Genomic DNA, 18,701 nt, shown 5'->3' with positions numbered 1-18,701 from the left:
TACACCGCATACTTACCGGATCAGAAGCGCCATGCAATTCTCGGAATCCTGGCTTCGCAGTTTCGTCAATCCTGAAAAGGTCTCCACCGACGCGCTCTCGCACCGCCTGACCATGGCCGGGCTCGAGGTGGAGGAAGTGGGCCCCGTCGCGCCGCCGTTCGAAAAGATCGTGGTGGCGCGCGTGCTCGCCACCGAGAGGCATCCCAATGCCGACCGTCTCAATGTGTGCCAGGTCGACGCCGGCACCGGCGAGACGCTGCAGATCGTCTGCGGCGCGCCCAACGTCAAGCCGGGCATCCTGGTGCCGTGCGCGCTGGTCGGTGCCGTGCTGCCGCCGAGCGAGCCGGGCGGCAAGCCCTTCGAGATCAAGGTCGGCAAGCTGCGTGGCGTGGACAGCTACGGCATGCTGTGCTCGGCGCGCGAACTCAAGCTGTCGGAAGACCATGAAGGCCTGCTGATCCTGCCGGAGGATGCGCCCGTCGGCCAGAACATCCGCCAGTACCTGGATCTCGACGATCAGGTCTTCGTCATCAAGCTCACGCCGAACAAGGCCGACTGCCTGTCGATCCACGGCGTGGCACGCGAAGTGGCGGCGCTCACCGGTGCCGCGCTGCAGGTGCCGGCAATGACGCCGGTGGCGGTGACGCTGGACGAGACGCTGCCGGTCAAGGTGTCGGCGCCCGATCTGTGCGGCCGTTTCTCCGGCCGCGTGATCCGCGGTGTCAACGCGCGCGCGGCGACGCCTGCATGGATGGTGCAGCGTCTCGAGCGCTCGGGCCAGCGCAGCATCTCGGCGCTGGTGGACATCTCCAACTACGTCATGCTGGAACTCGGCCGTCCGTCGCACGTGTTCGACCTCGACAAGATCCACGGCGGCCTCGACGTGCGCTGGGGCCGCAAGGGCGAGCAGATCAAGCTGCTGAACGGCAATACCATCGAGGTGGACGAGCAGGTCGGCGTGATCGCCGACGACAAGGAGATCGAAAGCCTGGCCGGCATCATGGGCGGCGACAGCACCGCGGTCACGCTCGATACCGCCAATATCTACCTCGAGGCCGCCTTCTGGTGGCCGCAGTCGATCCAGGGTCGCGCGCGCCGCTACAACTTCTCGACCGATGCGGGCCACCGCTTCGAGCGCGGCGTGGACTTCGCCACCACGGTCGAGCACATCGAGCGCATCACCGCGCTGATCCTCGACATCTGCGGCGGCCAGGCCGGCCCAGTCGATGACCACGTGGTCAACCTGCCGGAGCGCAAGCCGGTGCGCATGCGCGTGGCACGTGCCGAACGCGTGCTCGGCATCGAGCTGTCGGCCGCCGAGATCGCCGATGTCTTCCAGCGCCTGCAGCTCGCCTTCACGCGCGAGCAGGGCGATGACGGCGAGGTCTTCGTGGTGACGCCGCCGAGCTACCGCTTCGACATCGAGATCGAGGAAGACCTGATCGAGGAAGTGGCCCGTATCTATGGCTTCGAGCGTATTCCTGCCCGTCCGCCGGTGGCCGAGAGCGAGATGCGCCCGACCGATGAGGCTCGCCGCTCGCAGCACGTGGTGCGCCATGCGGTGGCCGCGCGCGACTATCAGGAGGTGATCAACTTCGCCTTCGTGGAAGAGAAGTGGGAGCGCGACTTCGCCGCCAACGACAACCCGATCCGCCTGCTGAATCCGATCGCGAGCCAGCTGGCAGTGATGCGCTCCACGCTGATCGGCGGTCTGCTCGACAAGGTGCGCTACAACCTGAACCGCAAGGCCGGCCGCGTGCGCCTGTTCGAAGTGGGCCGCGTGTTCCACCGCGACGGCTCGGTGGCCGACGGCGGCCTGACCGTGGCAGGCTATCGCCAGCCCATGATGGTCGCCGGCATCGCCTACGGCCCTGCCTTCGAAGAGCAGTGGGGCGTCGCCACGCGACCGGTCGACTTCTTCGACGTCAAGGGCGACGTGGAGTCGCTGTTCCACCCGCACGTGGCGCGCTTCGAGCCGGTCTCGCATCCCGCGCTGCATCCGGGCCGCGCTGCCCGCGTGCTGGTCGACGGCAAGCCGGTGGGTGTGGTCGGCGAGCTGCATCCGCGCTGGCTGCAGGAGTACGAATTGGCGCAGGCACCGGTGCTGTTCGAACTTGAACTGCAATCGCTGCGCGAGGTCGGCCTGCCCGCCTACAGCGAGATCTCCAAGTTCCCGGCCGTGGTGCGCGATCTCGCCGTCGTGGTCAAGCAGTCGGCGCGTGCGCAGGACCTGCTCGATGCGATGCGTGCAGCGCTGGATCAGGCCGGTTTCGGCCGCTTCTGCCAGAGCCTGGTGCTGTTCGACGAGTTCCGTCCGAAGGCCAATGCCGCGGCTTCCAGCAGCATTGGCGCGGACGAGAAAAGCCTTGCGTTCCGGGTGACCTTGCAAGATACTGGGTCGACCCTCCAGGACGAGACTGTCGACAGCGCGGTGCGCTGCATGGTTGATGCGCTGGTGGCTGCGTTCCAGGCACGGCTGCGTGGCTGAGAGCGCTGTCCCCGCGACGGCATGGAGCGTCCGGGCCGCTGCGCCCGGACGGATCGCCAGATTGAACGACAATGCACGATCAATATGAATGATCGACATCTGAATGTCATGACTGCTGCAGCTCTGGGTGAGGCAGGCGACCGGCAAGCAGCCCACCGCGACGACGACACGCCGGAATCCCGCGTGACCGAGGTTCCCACTCTCACCAAGGCCGAGCTGGCGGAGATGCTGTTCGACCAGGTCGGTCTGAACAAGCGTGAATCCAAGGATATGGTCGAAGCCTTCTTCGACGTGATTCGCGAAGCCTTGGAGCAGGGTGACAGCGTCAAGCTATCCGGCTTCGGCAACTTCCAGCTGCGCGACAAGCCGCAGCGCCCCGGCCGCAATCCCAAGACCGGCGAGGTGATCCCCATCACCGCACGCCGCGTTGTCACCTTCCATGCCAGCCAGAAGCTGAAGGCACTGGTGGAAGAGCGGGCCGGCCTCGCGCTGCCTGGCTGAGCCGTGCCGCCGCGTTGCTCGCGGCAACGGGAATCGGTATCCTTCTGAGCGCGCAGGCGCGCCTCGCGTGCTTCCATTCGATCCCTAGCGTAACTCCTGCGGGCCGCGGCTCTGGCCGGCCCCTTCATGCATGTCCGACAAACCAAGCGATCGCGTCGCGCTGCCGCCGATTCCCGCCAAGCGCTACTTCACCATCGGTGAGGTAAGCGAGCTGTGCGCCGTCAAGCCGCACGTGCTGCGCTACTGGGAGCAGGAGTTCACGCAGCTCAAGCCCGTCAAGCGGCGCGGCAACCGGCGTTACTACCAGCACCATGAGGTGCTGCTGATCCGTCGGATCCGCGAGCTGCTGTACGAGCAGGGCTTCACCATCAACGGTGCGCGCAACCGGCTCGATGAAGGGCGGCATCATACGATACCGCCCGTGCAGGAAGAGAGCGTCGGTGCGGCACCGGCGCACGTCGAAGACGCCCCGGTGTTGTCGGTCGATCTGAACGCGCTGCGCAATGAACTGGTCGACGTCCAGCATCTGCTCGCGCAGTTGCGCGAGATCGCCGGACACGGTCCGAAGTAAGTCGGCGAGCGAAGCCGGGCACGGCAAAAAAGTGCAGAAGACACTAGTCAAGATGAAAATCCTTCTGATATAATCTTTTTCTCTCGGGGCGTAGCGCAGCCTGGTAGCGTACCTGCATGGGGTGCAGGTGGTCGGAGGTTCAAATCCTCTCGCCCCGACCAAATTAAGGCCCGCGTAATCATTCGATTACGCGGGCTTTTCTCATTCTGGCGTCAGCGCTTTGCGTGATATCAGACCGTGATATTAGAAACTCTCTAATATTCAGGCGGACGGCAGCGGTAAGCCGCACCGTCGACACTGGCATCTGGCGCTGCGTGATGTAGCCCTCGGTCGTGGCGCGGGCCGGCTGCTGTCCGATTCGCGCCAGAAAGCACTGCGATGCTGCTCGCAGCCCGAGCGGATGGCCTCGGCCTTGCCGACGAAGCGCAGGTTGATCAGGCCCGTCATGCTAGGATTCCTCTGACATCGGAGGGCCTGCTATGGAATTTCGATACCGAGGCCGTGAAATCCTGATTCACGTCAGAATGGTCCCCAGCGGTCATTGGGACTGGTCGTATGTCGTTCGAGGGCATGGCCATAGGCAGAATGCCGGCGAACTGGCTTCGTCCGAAGCCGTGGCGATCGACGAGGCTCTTGCCGCTGCGAAGCGGGAGGTCGACCAGGTTGCCGCTGACGGCGAGGACTAGCGTCTGCCAGACCGCACTACCCAGACCCACCCATACCTACCGATTCGCATCCCAGGCACCGGCGCCGTGGAAGTTGTTCCAGCGGCAATGGTAGTGCCGGGGCGGCATGGTGCTGCGGGGACAGTCGCGCTTGATCCGTACCCACCGCAAGTGTCGGTGTTGACTTCGTTGTGGCGTCGTCCCTCTGGCGCTGCGAAGCGCGCCTGAACGGAATCCTGGGGGCCGAGGTGGAACGGTCAATCTGGTAGCACATGCGTTTGGCCGCGCGCGAGATCAAGCGTGATGCGGTGGCGCTTTGGTTGGCATATCGGCACCCGCGCATGCCACTAGCCGTCAAGTCACTCTGTCTCCATCGTCGGCCCTCTTGAGCTGGTTCCGGATTTCATTCCGGTGTTTGGCTATGCGGACGATGCGCTTCTGTTGCCTGGATTGATCCTACTCGCGGTGCGTTTGTTTCTATCGGTTGGTCGGAAACATGTCCGCAATCTGATTGTTCCGGACAAGCCGCGTTTCGACGGCACCGAGTAGACTCGCGCCGTTGCACTTCCGGTCCGTCGACGCTCCCCGCCGAGGCGGGCTTTTTTTCTCTTCTTGCCACATGGAGTGCACGTCTGATACGCCCGTCGGCGTCTTGAGGCCCGCATGCGGAATGCGAGTGCCGTCGTTGCCTGCGCTTTCCGCCACTGCCCGCTTCAGCGCGGCGGCCTCGTCGAGGTCTGACTGCCGGGGCCACGATCACCCGTCGGTCCTCTTCGGACAGAACGAGAATGCGGCGGCTCCCGCGTGTTGTCGGAAAGGTTGAGGCCGAGGAGCGGTCGGAAACGGGCCCTCTTCCCGCGGTCGGCGGCGGGGCTGATCCGTAGACTTGCCGGATTGGATTCCGCCCCCGGTGTGCCGGATATTCCTGCGCCGCGCCGCCGGGGGTGCGCGGCGCATCGGGCGTCGCTTCAATCTCCTGTGGCTGCGATATGAAACGAGAGTCGCTTGATTTGCTGGCGCAGTTCTACGTGCTCCAACTGGTGCTGGAAATGCCGGCCACGGCAGTGGAACTGGGGGACCGGCTCCTCGAGTACCACACGGCGGGCGGTATCGCTGCGGTGAGGCCGCTGTTGCGCACACTGCTGACGAAGGGGTGTATCGCGAGCGCGGCGAGGGACGGCGTCGGGCGCGTGTATTTCATCACCGAACTCGGCAGAGGGGTGCTGGACAACAGCCGTGTATTGCTCGACACGATGTTCCATCGGAGGCCTGCAGGCACCGGTTGCGCGATCGTGCCGGCAGACGGCGGGCGGGCTGATGTGTCGCCGCTGGTGTCGCCGCTGATCTTCGCAAGCCATGCCGAGGTCGATGGCGACAGCCGCGCCCGTCAGTCGTCCAGGGTCGGGATCTGACCTTCCCTGGTCAGGATGCGAGGGGAGTCCATCTGTCCCGTTTCCTCGTCGACCAGCACCTCGTAGGCGGCGACGCCCGCGAAGCTCGATGCCATGGCGGTGGCGATGCGGATGGCGCTGACTTCGCTGGAAGCCTGGCGGATTTCCCCGGGCTGAAGTGCGTCGCCGTTGCCCTTGCGGTAGGGCACGACGATGTATTTGACAGTGCGGGTATCAGTCATGGCGGAAGCGGGCATCGTGGAGTCTCCGTGCGTGGGTGATTGCTGCGCAATGTACTACAGAATACTGTATGAATGTACAGTAGTCGAGGCCCGGTGCGAGGCTTTGTGGCAGACGGAGGATCGTGGGATTCCGCGCTGGCTGGCGGCGATGCGGCGCGCGAAAAAAAGGGCTGGTCGGCCAGGCGAGGCCGCCAGCCCGCGCAGGGCGCAAGTGGTTGAGGGCCTATTGTCGGGCGCGGTGCGGTGGAAATTGTTACGCAACTGTGTATTGGCGGGCGCGCTGCTTGCCGCCGCCGCGGCTCGGGGGAGGGGGCGTGGCGGGCATGGCCGGGCGCGGAAGTCATGGCGGCCGGATGGGCGCGCTGAGATAATCGGCCGGGCGGCGCGCTGCGAAGGCAGGCGCGCCAATTCGTACCGATATGAGGAAACCCATGGAACCAGATGATGTGATCCGAGAGTTCGAGCGGCTTGCCCTCGACGAGGCGGAGGAACTCCCGGTGGACGACGCGATCGCGCGGCTGGCGATGCTGCTGACCGATCCGGCGATCCAGGGGCGCGAGCGCACCCTGCTGATCGAGGTCGGCGCGACGCTGTACCGCTACGGCATGCAGGGCGAGTGAGCGCGGCGTGCCGCGCCGATGTCCCGAGCCGGAGAAATCGCGGTTCGGGACGCTAGTCTTTCGCGCGGAAATCGTGGTGGCGGCGCACGGCGCCATCTTCCCCGTGAATGAACAATTCGACGCCATCCAGCCTGGCCTTCTGCTCGCCGGCCGCCACGGCTTCCAGCAGCGAGGGGTAGTGCGAGGTGGCGCCGTCCGTGCCTTCGACCTCGACCGCCCAGCCATTGTGCGCGGTCAGCACGACGTGGATGTTGGGTGCCGTCATGGGTGGCCTCCTGCCGCCTGAGCGGTACCCGTTATTTATATGCCATGGTGCCGGCGCCCGCCACTCGGCGGGGCTGTGCATTGCCGCAGGCGATGGTCCTGCGCGCTGGCGCGGACGGGCGCGCCGAAACGAGGCGCGCCGGGGTATCCGCGCGGCACGCGGCGGCGTATCCCCTCAGGCGGCGGCGTCGGTGCGGAACCAGCCGGTCAGCGCGCGCCGCGGGCGTCGGCAGGGCAGCACTGCATGCGGGATCAGTTCGCTGCGGAACAGTACCAGGCGGCCGCCCTGCGGCAGGATGCGCGCGCTTTCGCGCGTGTCGTCATCGGCCGCATGGATGGCCAGTTCGCCGCCATCGTCCGCATCCCACTCCGGGTTCAGGTACAGCACCAGCGAGATGCGGCGGTGCGGGCTGCCGCGATGCTGGTCGAAGTGCTTGCGGTAGCCGGTGCCGACGGGGTAATGGGAGAAATGGAATTCCTCGCGGCGCAGGCCGAGGAAGTAGCGCTGGTTGAGCTCGGCGCGCAACTGCGCGGCCCAGTCCATGAACGCGTCCATGACCGCGTCGCCGTGCCTGCGTTCGAGCCACAGGATGGAATCGCCCCGTACCGTCTCGTCGCGCGTGGCGGCCTCGCCGCGGCCGATGCGCGCGGGATGGAAGCGGCCGGCCTGCCAGGCGGCCTCGCTGCAGGCGTAGAGCTGCTGCCTGAAGGCCGGCGCGATGCTGTCGTCGCAGACGGCCCAGCCGCGCGCTTCCAGCATTTCGAACAGGGCGGGGGTGACGGACATGGCGGGACGGGCGGCGCGGATCGGCGGGGCGCCCATTTTACGCAGCCGCGGCGGGCATGCGCTAGTGCCATGGCGGCGCTGGCGCGGCCGGTGCTAGCGCAAGTAGTCCTGGAAGCGCGCGCGGATATCGTCGAGGTTGGTCAGGGTGCCCGACAAGTGGCGGCGCAGGCGCGCCTGCGCCGCGGCGGGGTCGCCCGCGGCGATCGCGTCGACGATGCCCATATGGTCCTCGACCACCGCGCGCGCCTTGTCGTCGATGGGCAGATGCAGGCGCCGCAGCCGGTCCAGGTGGCCGCTCTGGCGGCGCACCAGCAGCCACAGGTCGGGCACTTCGGCGGCGTCGTAGAGCTGGCGATGGAAGGTCTGGTCGGTGCGCGACAGTTCGGCGAAATCGCCCGCCACCAGCATGGCGTGCTGGTAGGCGAGACTGGCGCGCAGGCGCTGCACCAGTGCCGCGTCGGGACGCTCTGCCAGGCTGCGCACGATCTCCAGTTCGACTGAGCGGCGCAGGAAATGCGCCTGCTGTGCCAGCGCGATGCTGATCGGGCTGACCACGGTCGCGTGCTGCGGGAAGACGTCGACCAGGCCTTCTTCGCTGAGCCGGATCAGCGCATCGCGTACCGGTGTCTGGCTGGTGCCGTACTCGGCGGCCAGGTCGGCCCGCGACAGCACGCTGCCCGGCGGCAGTGCCATCGAGATGATGCGTTCGCGCAGGTGCTCGAAAACCTGTGGCGCGGCGTGGCGCGTGCGGTCGAACTGGAACGCGGCAAGCGCGGGGGACTGAAGGGTGTCTTCCATGGATCGGATGCGATGCCTGCCGGCGCGGCGCGCCGGCAGCGATGCGCGATTCTAGCTGAGTGGACCGGGTTTGACACACTAATATATTAGTGCTCTAATCCTTCACAACAAAAAGCAAACAAGCGTGGCGACTGCCGCGGGCGCGCCCGGACGATGCATCGTCCGTGGGGCGCCGCCGCTCCGTGTCGCCGCCGGCGGCCACCGCATCGGAGGAGACATGACCGCACCCAAGAAGACGCCTGAGGCGCTGCGCAGCGCCCGCTGGTTCGCGCCGGACGACCTGCGCTCGTTCGGCCATCGCTCCCGCATCATGCAGATGGGCTACGCGCCCGAGGAGTGGATGGGCAAGCCCGTCATCGCCATCCTGAACACCTGGTCCGACCTGAATCCTTGCCACGGACACTTCAGGCAGCGCGTGGAAGACGTCAAGCGCGGCGTGCTGCAGGCGGGCGGATTCCCGGTCGAGCTGCCGGCCATTTCCTTGTCGGAGAGCGCGGTCAAGCCGACCACCATGCTCTATCGCAACCTGCTGGCGATCGAGGCCGAAGAGCTGATCCGCTCGCATCCGGTCGACGGTGTGGTGCTGATGGGCGGTTGCGACAAGACCACGCCGGGCCTGCTGATGGGTGCCACCAGCGCCGGCGTGCCGGCCATCTATGTGCCGGCCGGGCCGATGCTGCGCGGCAACTGGAAGGGCAAGGTGCTGGGCTCGGGCTCGGATGCCTGGAAATTCTGGGACGAGCGCCGTGCCGGCAAGCTCAGCGATGCGGAATGGACCGGCATCGAGGGCGGCATCGCGCGCAGCCACGGTACCTGCATGACGATGGGCACGGCCAGCACGATGACGGCCATCGCCGAAGCCATCGGCATGACGCTGCCGGGCGCGTCCTCGATCCCGGCAGCCGACGCCAACCACATCCGCATGTGCTCTGAGGCGGGCCGGCGCATCGTCGGCATGGTGTGGGAGGACCTGGTGCCGGCGCGCATCCAGACCCGCGCTGCCTTCCTCAATGCCATCGTGGTGGCAATGGCGATGGGCTGCTCGACCAATGCGATCATCCACGTCATCGCCATGGCGCGGCGCGCCGGCTGCGAGATCGGCCTGGACGATTTCGACGCCGCCAGCCGCCGGGTGCCGGTTATCGCCAATATCCGACCCAGCGGCGATACCTACCTGATGGAGGACTTCTTCTATGCCGGCGGCCTGCCGGCGCTGATGAGCCGGCTGCGCGGCCTGCTCGACCTGGAGACGCTCACCGTCACCGGCCGCACCCTGGGCGAGAACATCGCCGGTGCCGAGGTCTGCAACGATGACGTGATCCGGCCGCTCGAACAGGCCCTCTACGAAGAAGGCGCGCTGGCCGTCCTCAAGGGCAATATCGCCCCCGACGGCTGCGTGATCAAGCCGAGCGCCTGCGAGCGCCGCTTCTTCCGCCACACCGGCCCCGCGCTGGTGTTCGACGACTATCCGTCGATGAAGGCGGCGATCGACGACGAGGACCTCGATGTCAGCGCGGACCACGTCCTGATCCTGCGCAATGCGGGCCCTCAGGGCGGGCCGGGGATGCCCGAGTGGGGCATGCTGCCGATCCCCAAGAAGCTGGTCAAGCAGGGCGTACGCGACATGCTGCGGATGTCGGATGCACGCATGAGCGGTACCAGCTATGGCGCCTGCATCCTGCACGTGGCACCCGAGTCGTATATCGGCGGCCCGCTGGCCCTGGTGCGCACCGGCGACCACATCACCGTCGACATCGGACGGCGCAGCATCCATCTCGAGGTCAGCGACGAGGAGCTGGCGCGCCGGCGCGCGCAATGGACGCCGCCGCCGCCGCGCTTCGAGCGCGGCTATGGCTGGATGTTCTCGCGCCATATCCGCCAGGCCAACGACGGCTGCGACTTCGACTTCCTGCAGACCGATTTCGGCGCCCCCGTCGGCGAGCCGAGCATCTACTGACCGATCGACCCTCACGCACCCGGCTTCCGCCGCGGGAGCCAGGTGCCCAGCCTGCGAGCCCCCAACGCCATGAGCGAACTCAGCCAGACCCTGCGCGATCAACTCAAGACCGTCAGCACCGCCACGCTGTGCACCGCGCTGTTCAAGCGCGGCCTGCGCAACCAGTTCATCCAGGACGTGCGGCCGCTGAACCCCGAGGCCGGACCCATGGTCGGCGAGGCCTTCACGCTGCGCTACATTCCCGCGCGCGAAGACCTCAACCCGATCACCGTATTCCAGGACCGCAACCACCCGCAGCGCCAGGCGATCGAGCAGTGCCCGCCCGGTGCGGTGATGGTGATCGACAGCCGCAAGGATGCGCGCGCGGCCTCGGCCGGCTCGATCCTGGTGACGCGGCTGATGCAGCGTGGCGGCGCGGGCATCGTCACCGACGGCGGTTTCCGCGACTCCCCCGAGATCGCACGCCTGGGCATGCCCGCTTACCACCAGCGGCCGTCGGCGCCGACCAACCTGACCCTGCACCAGGCCATCGATATCAATGTGCCGGTGGGCTGTGGCGATGTGGCAGTGTTCCCGGGCGATGTCGTCGTCGGCGATGGCGAGGGCGTGGTGGTGATCCCGCGCCACCTGGCCACGGAGATCGCCCTGGAGGCGGTCGAGATGACCGCGTTCGAGGACTTCGTCACCGAGGAGGTGCTGCGCGGCCGTTCCATCATCGGCCTCTATCCGCCGACAGACGAGCGTGCCCGCAGCGACTTCGCTGCCTGGCGTGCCGCCAACGGCCGCTGACGGCCGCTGACGGCCACTTACGCCGGCACGCACCGGCCGCGCAGGAGACAACATGACACGCAGCCCGCAGGCGCTGCAGGATGTGGCGGCCGGCGAGGTGCCGTTCCTGTTCGACCAGCTGACGGCGGGCGATGCCATGGATCACGAGGGGGAGCGCGGACATGAAATACATCGGACTGCAGATGGGACGGATGGCGCGCGGCGCAGCCGTGCTGGCGGCAATCTGCGCGGCGCTGGCGGCCTTGCCCGCGCGGATGGCGGCAGCGGCGGAGGCGTGGCCGGCCAGGCCCGTCACCATCATCCTGCCGTTCGCACCGGCCGGCGGCACCGACCTGGCCACGCGGCTGGTGGCGCAGAAGCTGTCGCAGCTGTGGGGGCAGCCGGTGGTGGTCGACAACCGGCCGGGCGCGGCAGGCAACGTCGGGCTGGAGGTGGCTGCGCGTGCCCGTCCCGACGGCTATACCCTGGTATCCGGCAATGCCGGTACCCAGGCGGCCAATCGCTGGCTGTACAAGAAGCTCAACTACCAGCCCGACGCCTTCGTGCCGGTCAGCCTGATGGCGGAACTGCCCTTCGTGCTGGTGGTGACCGAGAAGCTGCCGGCCGCCAGCGCGCGCGAGCTGGTCGCGCTCGCCAAGGCCCGCCCGGGCAAGCTCACCTTCGCCAGCTCGGGGCAGGGCGGCACGCCGCACCTGACGGCGGAGATCTTCGAGGCGGCCACCGGCGTGGAGATGCTGCACGTGCCCTACAAGGGCGGTGGCGCCGCCATGGGCGACCTGATCGCGGGCAATGTCGACATGCTGTTCGCCTCCATCCTGGAAACCGCCGGGCACGTGAAGGTGGGCAAGCTGCGCGCGCTGGCGGTGACGGGCAAGGTGCGATCGCCCGTGCTGCCCGGTGTGCCGACGCTGGCCGAAGCGGGCATCGGCGGCGCGGAGTCGGGCTCCTGGGCCGGCCTGCTGGCGCCGCCGGGCACGCCCCAGGCCATCGTCGACAAGATCGCCGACGGCGTACGGCAGGCCGTGGCGGACCCGCAGGTGCGTGCGCGCCTGCTGGAGCAGGGCGCGATTCCGGTGGGCAGCACGCCGGCGCAGTTCGCCGCGCAGATCGCCGCCGACAGCCAGCGCTTCGCCAGGATCATCCAGGACCGGCATGTGAGCCTGGACTAGTGGCGAGTCACAAGTGTGCGGAGCCGCGAATCCTGGAGACAGGACTCCGGTTCCTCTCCAATCACGTTCGACCACCACCAGGATCGACCATCACCAGGAAACAGGAAACGCAGCGATGAAACCCCGTTTGTTGCAGCACGGCAGACTGCCTGACGCGCTCGAGGCGCGCCTGGCGGCGCAATACGATGTCCATCCCTTCTGGCAGGAGCGCGATCCGGCCGCCTTTCTCGCCGCGCATGGCCACGAGTTCGTGGCGCTGACCACGCGCGCGGCGCACGGCGCGGATGCCGGGTTGATCGGTGCCTTGCCCGCCCTGCGCGTGATCTCGAGCTTCGGCGTCGGCCTGGACAAGATCGACCTGGAGGCGGCGCGCGCGCGCGGCATCGCGGTCGGCTTCACGCCCGATGTCCTCAACGACTGCGTCGCCGATGCCGCCTTCGCGCTGCTGATGGACGTGGCGCGCGGCATCAGCGCGGCCGACCGCTTCGTGCGGCGCGGCGACTGGCCGCGCGCGGCGTTCCCGCTGAGCACGCGGGTCAGCGGCAAGCGGCTGGGCATCGTCGGCATGGGCCGCATCGGCAAGGTGATCGCGCGCCGTTCGCAGGGTTTCGACATGGAGGTCCGCTACCACACCCGCGGGCCGGCAGATGGCGTCCCGTATGCGCATGAGCCATCGCTGGAGGCGCTGGCGCGCTGGTCTGACTTCCTGGTCATCGCCACCGCCGGCGGGCCGCAGACGCGCGGCCTGGTCTCGGCGTCGGTGATCGAGGCGCTCGGTCCGCAGGGCTTCCTCATCAACATCGCACGCGGCAGCGTGGTCGACGAAGAGGCGCTGGTGCGCGCACTGGCAGCAGGCCGGCTGGGCGGTGCCGGGCTCGATGTCTTCGCGCACGAACCCGAGGTGCCGGATGCCTTGCTCGGCCTGGACAACGTCGTGCTGCTGCCGCATATCGCCAGCAACACGCGCGAGACACGGCAGGCCATGGCGGACCTGGTGGAACGGAATCTCGCGCACTTTTTCCAGCATGGCAAGGTGCGCGAAGCGGCCATCTGACGCCGTTCGCCGGCGCGCGCGGCGCCTCGGGCAGTGGCTGGACATACCCAACCTTCGTAGGGGGCGGGGTGCGGCGCCGCCAGCTAAAGGCTGTCCCGGCGGCGACGTTAACGTGGGCATGAAGCAAAGTGACCATTCCCATGGGGCCGCCAATGCCGAACTGCTTGGCTGGACCGGCGCCTCGCCGCAGGTGATTGCCCGCGTCCTCAATGCCGCGCTGGATGCGGAAGACCTGACAGGCTTTGCCGCCCTGTTGTCGGACATCGCCCGCGACAAGGGGCTCAAGGGTGATCGCGGCGCACACCAGTCGATTTTCGACATGCCCTACGCCAGCCTGCTGCCGCGGCAACAGCACCTGCTCGCTGACGCCTTTGATCTCTTCATCCGTTTCGGGCTGGAACTCCGCGCGCGCGAGGCCGAACAGCAGGACTGAGCCTGCACCGGGACGGTGCAGGCTTCAGCACCGCTCCAGCAATCCGATCTCGCGCACCGCGACCGACAGCACAGACAGTCCGCCGGCACCGCTGGCGCGTTGTTCGGCGAGCATCTGCGCGTAGTGCTCGAGCCGTTCCTGCCGGTTGGCCCGCCAGGCAGCGATCAGCGCCTCCGGCGTGTCCGGCTCGTGTGGTTGCGATAGCACGCTGGCGGTCAGCACGCGCCGCAGTCTGCTCAGGTCTTCCAGCATCGAGGTGCGTGCCAGCAGGTCCCAGCGCGTGTCCACCGGCAGCGCCAGCGCGCGATCGCGCAGCCAGCCGAAGCTGAGCAGGGCATCGAGCGCGAAATACGCGCCGGCGGCGACCGCGAGGTCGCGCCCGGTGTCCGCCGCCACTTCCGCAATGTCCAGCGCCGCAGCGCTGATTTCCCCCGCCGCGACGCGCAAGGCCAGTTCTCCGCCCACGCCGGCATCGAGCAGCGCCTGGCGGCGCTCGGCCAGGGCGGCCGCACCGGCCTCGTCCAGCAGTGCCGGCAACTGCGGCGTCAGCCATGCCGCGGCGCTGGCGAAGCGTTCCGCGCTGCCGGCCGGCAGGCCGGCTCCGTTGCGCAGGTGGCGCAGCAGCCAAAGGGCCGCACGTGCCATCAGGCGGGCCACGGCGGCGAACATCTGCGCCTGCTGGGCATCGGGCACGCGATTGTCGAGCGCATCGATCTCCTGCCAGAGCGGCTCGAGCCCGAACACGCGGCGCGCGATCATGCAGGCACGCACGATATCGGCCGCCGCCGCGTCGGTTTCCTCCATCACGTGGTGCACGAAGGTCGCGCCGATCCGGTTGATCAGCAGGTTGGTCAGGTGGGTCGACAGGATCTCGCGCCGCAGCGGATGGTGTGCCATGGTGTCGCGATAGCGCTCGCGCAGCGGCTGCGGGAAGTAGTCCACCAGCAAGCCGACGGCCAGCGGGTCGTCCGGCACCTCCGAGGCCAGCAGCGCGTCGTACAGCCACATCTTGCTGTAGGCCAGCAGCACGGCGCGCTCCGGCGTGGTGAGCCCCGCGCCGGCGGCCTTGCGCTGGGCGATGTCGTCGTCGGAAGGGAGAAACTCCAGCGGGCGGTTGAGGCGGCCGGCGCGCTCCAGGGAGCGGATCAGCCGGGCCTCCGGACCCAGCAGCTCGGCCGCATAGCGGCTGGCGACCGACAGCGCCTGGGTCTGGAAGTAGTTATCCTGCAGCACCAGTTGCCCGACTTCCTCGGTCATCTCTGCCAGCAGCTTGTTGCGCTGCTTCTCGGTCATCTCGCCGTCGGCCACCACCAGGCCGAGCAGGATCTTGATATTGACCTCGTGGTCGGAGCAGTCGACCCCGGCGGAATTGTCGATGGCATCGGTATTGATGCGCCCGCCGCGGCGGGCGAACTCGATGCGGCCGAGCTGGGTGAAGCCGAGATTGCCACCTTCGCCGACCACCTTGCAGCGCAGGTCGGCACCATTGACCCGTACCGCGTCGTTGGTGCGGTCACCCACCTGCTGGTGCGTCTCGCTGCTCGCCTTGACGTAGGTGCCGATGCCGCCGTTGTAGAGCAGGTCGACCGGCGCCAGCAGGATGGCATGGATCAGCTCGGCCGGCGACAGGGAGGTGGCTTCGGTGCCGAGCGCGGCCCGTACCTGGGGCGACAGCGCGATCGCCTTGGCGCTGCGCGGATACACGCCGCCGCCGGCGGAGATCAGGCGGCTGTCGTAGTCCGCCCAGCTCGAGCGCGGCAGCGCGAACAGGCGCTCGCGCTCCTGCAGGCTGGACGCCGGATCCGGGGCGGGATCGAGAAAGATATGGCGATGGTCGAAGGCGGCCACCAGTTGGATATGCGGCGACAGCAGCATGCCGTTGCCGAACACATCGCCCGACATGTCGCCGATGCCGACCACGGTGAAGTCGTTGTTCTGCGTGTCGACGCCCATCTCGCGGAAGTGGCGCTTGACGGATTCCCAGGCGCCGCGCGCAGTGATGGCCATCTTCTTGTGGTCGTAGCCGACCGAGCCGCCGGAGGCGAAGGCATCGCCCAGCCAGAAGCCGTATTCGGCCGAGATCGCATTGGCGTAGTCGGAGAAGCTGGCTGTGCCTTTGTCGGCGGCGACGACCAGGTAGGGGTCGTCGGTGTCCAGGCGGACCACATCGGCTGGCGGGACGACCGCGCCGCCGGCAAGATTGTCGGTCAGGTCGAGCAGGCCGCGCAGGAACAGCTGGTAGCAGGCCACGCCTTCCTGCAGCCAGGCGTCGCGCTCGCTGGGCGGTGGCGGACGCTTGACGACGAAGCCGCCCTTGGAGCCGACCGGTACGATCACTGTGTTCTTGACCATCTGCGCCTTCATCAGGCCGAGCACCTCGGTGCGGAAGTCCTCGCGCCGGTCCGACCAGCGCAGGCCGCCACGCGCGACGCGGCCGCCGCGCAGGTGCACGCCTTCCACGCGTGGTGAGTAGACCCAGATCTCGAACATCGGGCGTGGCTCGGGCAGGCCCGGCACGCGGGAGGGGTCCAGCTTGACCGACAAGTAGGGGTGGGCCAGGCCATCGGCGCCGCGCTGGAAGTGGTTGGTGCGCACGGTGGCTTCGATCACGCCGAGGAACATGCGCAGGATGCGGTCCTCGTCGAGGCTGGGAACCTGGTCCAGCGCACTGTCGATTGCCTCCAGCAACTGTTGGCAGCGTTCGGCGCGTGCCGTCTCGGGCCCGGCCGGGTCGAAGCGGGTGATGAAGAGCGTGACCAGCCGCGCCGCGATCTCCGGATTGCCGGTCAGCGCGCGTTCCATGTAGGCGTTGCTGAACGGCGCGCCGGCCTGGCGCAGGTACTTGGCATAGGCGCGCAGGATGGTGACGTCGCGCGCTGCCAGCTCGGCGCGCAGCACCAGGCGGTTCAGGTCGTCGCTTTCGATGCGTCCGTCCCAGGCCTGGGCGAAGGCATCCTCGAACAGGGCCTTGACACGATCGATATGCAGGTCGAGCCCCTCGGCGGCGCGACCGCTTCCGCTTTCCGCGCCGTCGGCGAGCTCCAGGCCGAAGTCGTGCATCCAGAGCGGCGCCGCGCCGGCCGGCTCAATGCGGTAGGGGCGTTCATCGTTGACGCGCACGCCGAGGTGTTCCAGCAGCGGCAGGCTGTGCGACAGCGCGATCGGCGCGCCGACATGGTAGACCTTGAGCCGAAGCATGCCGGCCGGAGCCTCGATCGGGCGGTACAGGTTCATCGCCAGCCCGTTGCCATGGCTGGCGGCTTCGGCCAGCTCGACATCGCGTACTGCGCTGCGCGCCGGGTAGTCCTCGCGGTAGCCGGCGGGGAAGGCCTCGGCATAGCGGCGCAGCAGCCGGTTGCCGGCGGCCTCGCCGCTGGCGGCGAGCAGGGCGTCGGCGAGGTCGTCCTGCCAGCGGCGCGTGGCCTGCACGATACGGGCTTCGAGTTCGGCGGTGTCGACCTGCGGCATGGTGCCGGGCGCGCCGCGCACGATCATCTGGATGCGCGCCAGCGGTGCTTCCGACAGCAACGGCGTGAATTCGCAGCCCTGGCCGTTGAAGGCTTCGACCAGCAGCTTCTGCAGGCGCTGGCGCAGGTCCGTGTTATAGCGATCGCGCGGCACGAAGACCAGGCAGGAGACGAAACGGTCGAAGCGGTCGCGGCGCACGAACAGTCGAACCCGTTGGTGTTCCTGCAGCCGCAGGATGCCCAGCGCGTTGACGTACAGCTCTTCCTCGTCGGCCTGGAACAGGTCGTCGCGTGGATATTGCTCGAGGATGGTGGTGAGGGACTTGTACAGGTGCCCGCGCGCCAGGAAGCCGGCGCGCTGCAGGATGTTGGCGCACTTGCGGCGCACCAGCGGAATCTCGCCGCTGGAGACCATATAGGCCGTGGAGGTGTACAGGCCGACGAAGCGGCGCTCGCCGAACAGATTGCCGTCGGCATCGAGCAGCTTGATGCCGATGTAGTCGAGGTAGCCGGGGCGGTGCACGGTGGCGCGCGAATTGGCCTTGGTGAGGAAGATCGGCGAGTCGCCGGCAATGATGGTGGAGGCTGCCGCCGGCAGCGGCGTCAGCTCTTCGGCAGCCGGGTCGCGCAGGCTGGGGCGCAGGATGCCGGAGCCGGAGTCCGGCAGGCCGCGCAGGAAGTAGCGCCCGTCCTGGCTGATCAACTGGTAGTCGCGCTGGCCGAGGAAGCAGAAATGGTCGTCGATCATCCACTGCAGGAAGGCGCGTGCCTCGGCGGCATATGGCGTGGCGGCGTCGGCGGCGCCTGCCATGGTCGCGATGGTCGCACGTGCCGTGTCCTGCATGGCCGGCCAGTCGTCGACCGCGGCGCGCACGTCGCCGAGGATGCGTGCGACGCCGGTGCGCAAGGCCTCGAGCTGTGCCGCCTCGCTGCAGCGGTCGATCTCGAAGTGGATGAACGATTCGAGGCGCGATGCCTCCGTCGCGCCGCCGGCATCGGCGGTGCCCAGGCTGACGCGGGCGATCGCGCCATGGGCGTCGCGCCAGACGCGGAAGACCGGATGCAGCGCGGAATGCAATGACAGCCCCTGGCGATTGACTTCCATCGTCACCGAGTCGACCAGGAAGGGCATGTCGTCGTTGACGATCTCCACCACGGTGTGGTCGGAGTGCCAGCCGTGCTCCTCCAGCCGGGGGTTGTAGACGCGCAGGCGGGCCGTGCCCGAGACGAACTTGCGTGCGGTCTGCCAGTGGGCCATGGCCGCGCCGTAGAGGTCGGCCACGTCGCGCTGCAGCAGATCCTCCGCGTCGCTGAGGTCATAGTAGTGGCGCAGGAACGGCTCGACCACCGGCGCCGTGGCCTGGGGCAGGCGCCCGCGCGCGAACTCGATCAGCGCATCCAGGCGTTGTGCGACCTTGTCTTCTTGTTGCGGCAGCATGTTGCCTCCCCGGCGAGGTGCTTGTGCATGCTCCCACTTTAGGCAATCTGCGCGGCCGGAGCGGTCC

The 18,701-nt window shown here is 68.0% G+C and carries 16 protein-coding genes and 1 tRNA gene; 12 read left to right on the top strand and 5 right to left on the bottom strand.

The annotated features are described in order from the left end of the window. Positions 1-31: 31 nt before the first annotated feature. The 6 genes from pheT to BKK81_RS13070 all read left to right on the top strand — a co-directional run bounded on the left by pheT (position 32) and on the right by BKK81_RS13070 (position 5,637). Positions 32-2,488 (top strand): phenylalanine--tRNA ligase subunit beta, encoded by a 2,457-nt coding sequence (gene pheT, locus BKK81_RS13090; protein WP_071013605.1) that lies wholly within the window; start codon positions 32-34, stop codon positions 2,486-2,488. 84 nt (positions 2,489-2,572) lie between these two features. Beyond that, positions 2,573-2,989 carry an integration host factor subunit alpha gene (locus tag BKK81_RS13085; protein WP_071013602.1) on the top strand — a complete coding sequence of 139 codons (417 nt, stop codon included), beginning with the start codon at positions 2,573-2,575 and terminating at the stop codon, positions 2,987-2,989. A 130-nt stretch (positions 2,990-3,119) separates the two neighbouring features. Beyond that, positions 3,120-3,560, top strand: coding sequence for a MerR family transcriptional regulator (locus tag BKK81_RS13080; RefSeq protein WP_071013600.1), 441 nt, complete (start codon positions 3,120-3,122; stop codon positions 3,558-3,560). Between the two features lie 84 nt (positions 3,561-3,644). Then, positions 3,645-3,721, top strand: a tRNA-Pro gene (locus tag BKK81_RS13075). Positions 3,722-4,597: 876 nt separating this feature from the next. After that, positions 4,598-4,774 carry a DUF1232 domain-containing protein gene (locus BKK81_RS37025; protein WP_083384106.1) on the top strand — a complete coding sequence of 59 codons (177 nt, stop codon included), beginning with the start codon at positions 4,598-4,600 and terminating at the stop codon, positions 4,772-4,774. A gap of 440 nt (positions 4,775-5,214) precedes the next feature. Then, on the top strand, positions 5,215-5,637 hold the full coding sequence (locus BKK81_RS13070; protein WP_197523925.1) for a PadR family transcriptional regulator: 423 nt from the start codon (positions 5,215-5,217) through the stop codon (positions 5,635-5,637). On the opposite strand, the gene BKK81_RS13065 is transcribed toward BKK81_RS13070, so the two are convergent. After that, the gene (locus BKK81_RS13065) at positions 5,613-5,858 is read right to left on the bottom strand and encodes a hypothetical protein (protein ID WP_071016451.1); all 246 of its coding nucleotides are present in this window, start codon (positions 5,856-5,858) and stop codon (positions 5,613-5,615) included. The two genes, BKK81_RS13070 and BKK81_RS13065, sit on opposite strands and share 25 nt — an antisense overlap. Before the next feature lie 431 nt (positions 5,859-6,289). Between BKK81_RS13065 and BKK81_RS13060 the strand changes: the two genes are divergently transcribed. Beyond that, the gene (locus tag BKK81_RS13060) at positions 6,290-6,478 is read left to right on the top strand and encodes a hypothetical protein (protein ID WP_071013593.1); all 189 of its coding nucleotides are present in this window, start codon (positions 6,290-6,292) and stop codon (positions 6,476-6,478) included. Between the two features lie 52 nt (positions 6,479-6,530). On the opposite strand, the gene BKK81_RS13055 is transcribed toward BKK81_RS13060, so the two are convergent. The 3 genes from BKK81_RS13055 to BKK81_RS13045 form a co-directional block, all read right to left on the bottom strand. Next, positions 6,531-6,743: a DUF2188 domain-containing protein gene (locus tag BKK81_RS13055; protein ID WP_071013591.1), complete on the bottom strand. Its 213-nt coding sequence runs from the start codon at positions 6,741-6,743 to the stop codon at positions 6,531-6,533. A gap of 174 nt (positions 6,744-6,917) precedes the next feature. Continuing rightward, positions 6,918-7,529 (bottom strand): 2OG-Fe(II) oxygenase, encoded by a 612-nt coding sequence (locus BKK81_RS13050; RefSeq protein ID WP_083384229.1) that lies wholly within the window; start codon positions 7,527-7,529, stop codon positions 6,918-6,920. Positions 7,530-7,622: 93 nt separating this feature from the next. Continuing rightward, positions 7,623-8,327, bottom strand: a complete 705-nt coding sequence (locus tag BKK81_RS13045) for a GntR family transcriptional regulator (RefSeq protein ID WP_071013582.1) — start codon at positions 8,325-8,327, stop codon at positions 7,623-7,625. A gap of 217 nt (positions 8,328-8,544) precedes the next feature. Here BKK81_RS13045 and araD point away from each other — a divergent pair, with 217 nt between their 5' ends. The 5 genes from araD (at position 8,545) to BKK81_RS13020 (ending at position 13,729) form a co-directional block, all read left to right on the top strand. Continuing rightward, positions 8,545-10,284, top strand: a complete 1,740-nt coding sequence (araD, locus tag BKK81_RS13040; RefSeq protein WP_071013579.1) for an L-arabinonate dehydratase — start codon at positions 8,545-8,547, stop codon at positions 10,282-10,284. A gap of 69 nt (positions 10,285-10,353) precedes the next feature. Beyond that, positions 10,354-11,073, top strand: a complete 720-nt coding sequence (locus tag BKK81_RS13035; protein WP_071013576.1) for a ribonuclease activity regulator RraA — start codon at positions 10,354-10,356, stop codon at positions 11,071-11,073. 161 nt (positions 11,074-11,234) lie between these two features. After that, on the top strand, positions 11,235-12,242 hold the full coding sequence (locus BKK81_RS13030) for a Bug family tripartite tricarboxylate transporter substrate binding protein (protein ID WP_071013574.1): 1,008 nt from the start codon (positions 11,235-11,237) through the stop codon (positions 12,240-12,242). 115 nt (positions 12,243-12,357) lie between these two features. Continuing rightward, positions 12,358-13,296 carry a 2-hydroxyacid dehydrogenase gene (locus BKK81_RS13025; protein ID WP_071013571.1) on the top strand — a complete coding sequence of 313 codons (939 nt, stop codon included), beginning with the start codon at positions 12,358-12,360 and terminating at the stop codon, positions 13,294-13,296. A 118-nt stretch (positions 13,297-13,414) separates the two neighbouring features. Beyond that, positions 13,415-13,729: a hypothetical protein gene (locus BKK81_RS13020; protein ID WP_071013569.1), complete on the top strand. Its 315-nt coding sequence runs from the start codon at positions 13,415-13,417 to the stop codon at positions 13,727-13,729. Positions 13,730-13,753: 24 nt separating this feature from the next. Here the strand turns inward: BKK81_RS13020 and BKK81_RS13015 are convergent, their stop codons facing one another. After that, positions 13,754-18,634 carry an NAD-glutamate dehydrogenase gene (locus BKK81_RS13015; RefSeq protein ID WP_071013566.1) on the bottom strand — a complete coding sequence of 1,627 codons (4,881 nt, stop codon included), beginning with the start codon at positions 18,632-18,634 and terminating at the stop codon, positions 13,754-13,756. Between the last annotated feature and the right edge of the window lie 67 nt (positions 18,635-18,701).

The sequence above is a fragment of the Cupriavidus sp. USMAHM13 genome (genome assembly GCF_001854285.1).
Classification (GTDB): Bacteria; Pseudomonadota; Gammaproteobacteria; order Burkholderiales; family Burkholderiaceae; genus Cupriavidus; species Cupriavidus malaysiensis.
The sequence above is the reverse complement of the archived record's forward strand: the minus strand, read 5'-3'. Positions and strand labels throughout refer to the sequence as shown.

Bases quoted from the DNA above. Each gene is read 5' to 3' on its own strand.
- araD (WP_071013579.1), top strand. From the start codon at position 8,545: ATGACCGCACCCAAGAAGACGCCTGAGGCGCTGCGCAGCGCCCGCTGG.
- BKK81_RS13050 (WP_083384229.1), bottom strand. From the start codon at position 7,529: ATGTCCGTCACCCCCGCCCTGTTCGAAATGCTGGAAGCGCGCGGCTGG.
- BKK81_RS13030 (WP_071013574.1), top strand. From the start codon at position 11,235: ATGAAATACATCGGACTGCAGATGGGACGGATGGCGCGCGGCGCAGCC.
- BKK81_RS13085 (WP_071013602.1), top strand. From the start codon at position 2,573: ATGAATGATCGACATCTGAATGTCATGACTGCTGCAGCTCTGGGTGAG.
- BKK81_RS13035 (WP_071013576.1), top strand. From the start codon at position 10,354: ATGAGCGAACTCAGCCAGACCCTGCGCGATCAACTCAAGACCGTCAGC.
- BKK81_RS13070 (WP_197523925.1), top strand. From the start codon at position 5,215: ATGAAACGAGAGTCGCTTGATTTGCTGGCGCAGTTCTACGTGCTCCAA.
- BKK81_RS13025 (WP_071013571.1), top strand. From the start codon at position 12,358: ATGAAACCCCGTTTGTTGCAGCACGGCAGACTGCCTGACGCGCTCGAG.
- BKK81_RS13020 (WP_071013569.1), top strand. From the start codon at position 13,415: ATGAAGCAAAGTGACCATTCCCATGGGGCCGCCAATGCCGAACTGCTT.
- BKK81_RS13055 (WP_071013591.1), bottom strand. From the start codon at position 6,743: ATGACGGCACCCAACATCCACGTCGTGCTGACCGCGCACAATGGCTGG.
- pheT (WP_071013605.1), top strand. From the start codon at position 32: ATGCAATTCTCGGAATCCTGGCTTCGCAGTTTCGTCAATCCTGAAAAG.
- BKK81_RS13045 (WP_071013582.1), bottom strand. From the start codon at position 8,327: ATGGAAGACACCCTTCAGTCCCCCGCGCTTGCCGCGTTCCAGTTCGAC.
- BKK81_RS13065 (WP_071016451.1), bottom strand. From the start codon at position 5,858: ATGACTGATACCCGCACTGTCAAATACATCGTCGTGCCCTACCGCAAG.
- BKK81_RS13015 (WP_071013566.1), bottom strand. From the start codon at position 18,634: ATGCTGCCGCAACAAGAAGACAAGGTCGCACAACGCCTGGATGCGCTG.
- BKK81_RS13060 (WP_071013593.1), top strand. From the start codon at position 6,290: ATGGAACCAGATGATGTGATCCGAGAGTTCGAGCGGCTTGCCCTCGAC.
- BKK81_RS13080 (WP_071013600.1), top strand. From the start codon at position 3,120: ATGTCCGACAAACCAAGCGATCGCGTCGCGCTGCCGCCGATTCCCGCC.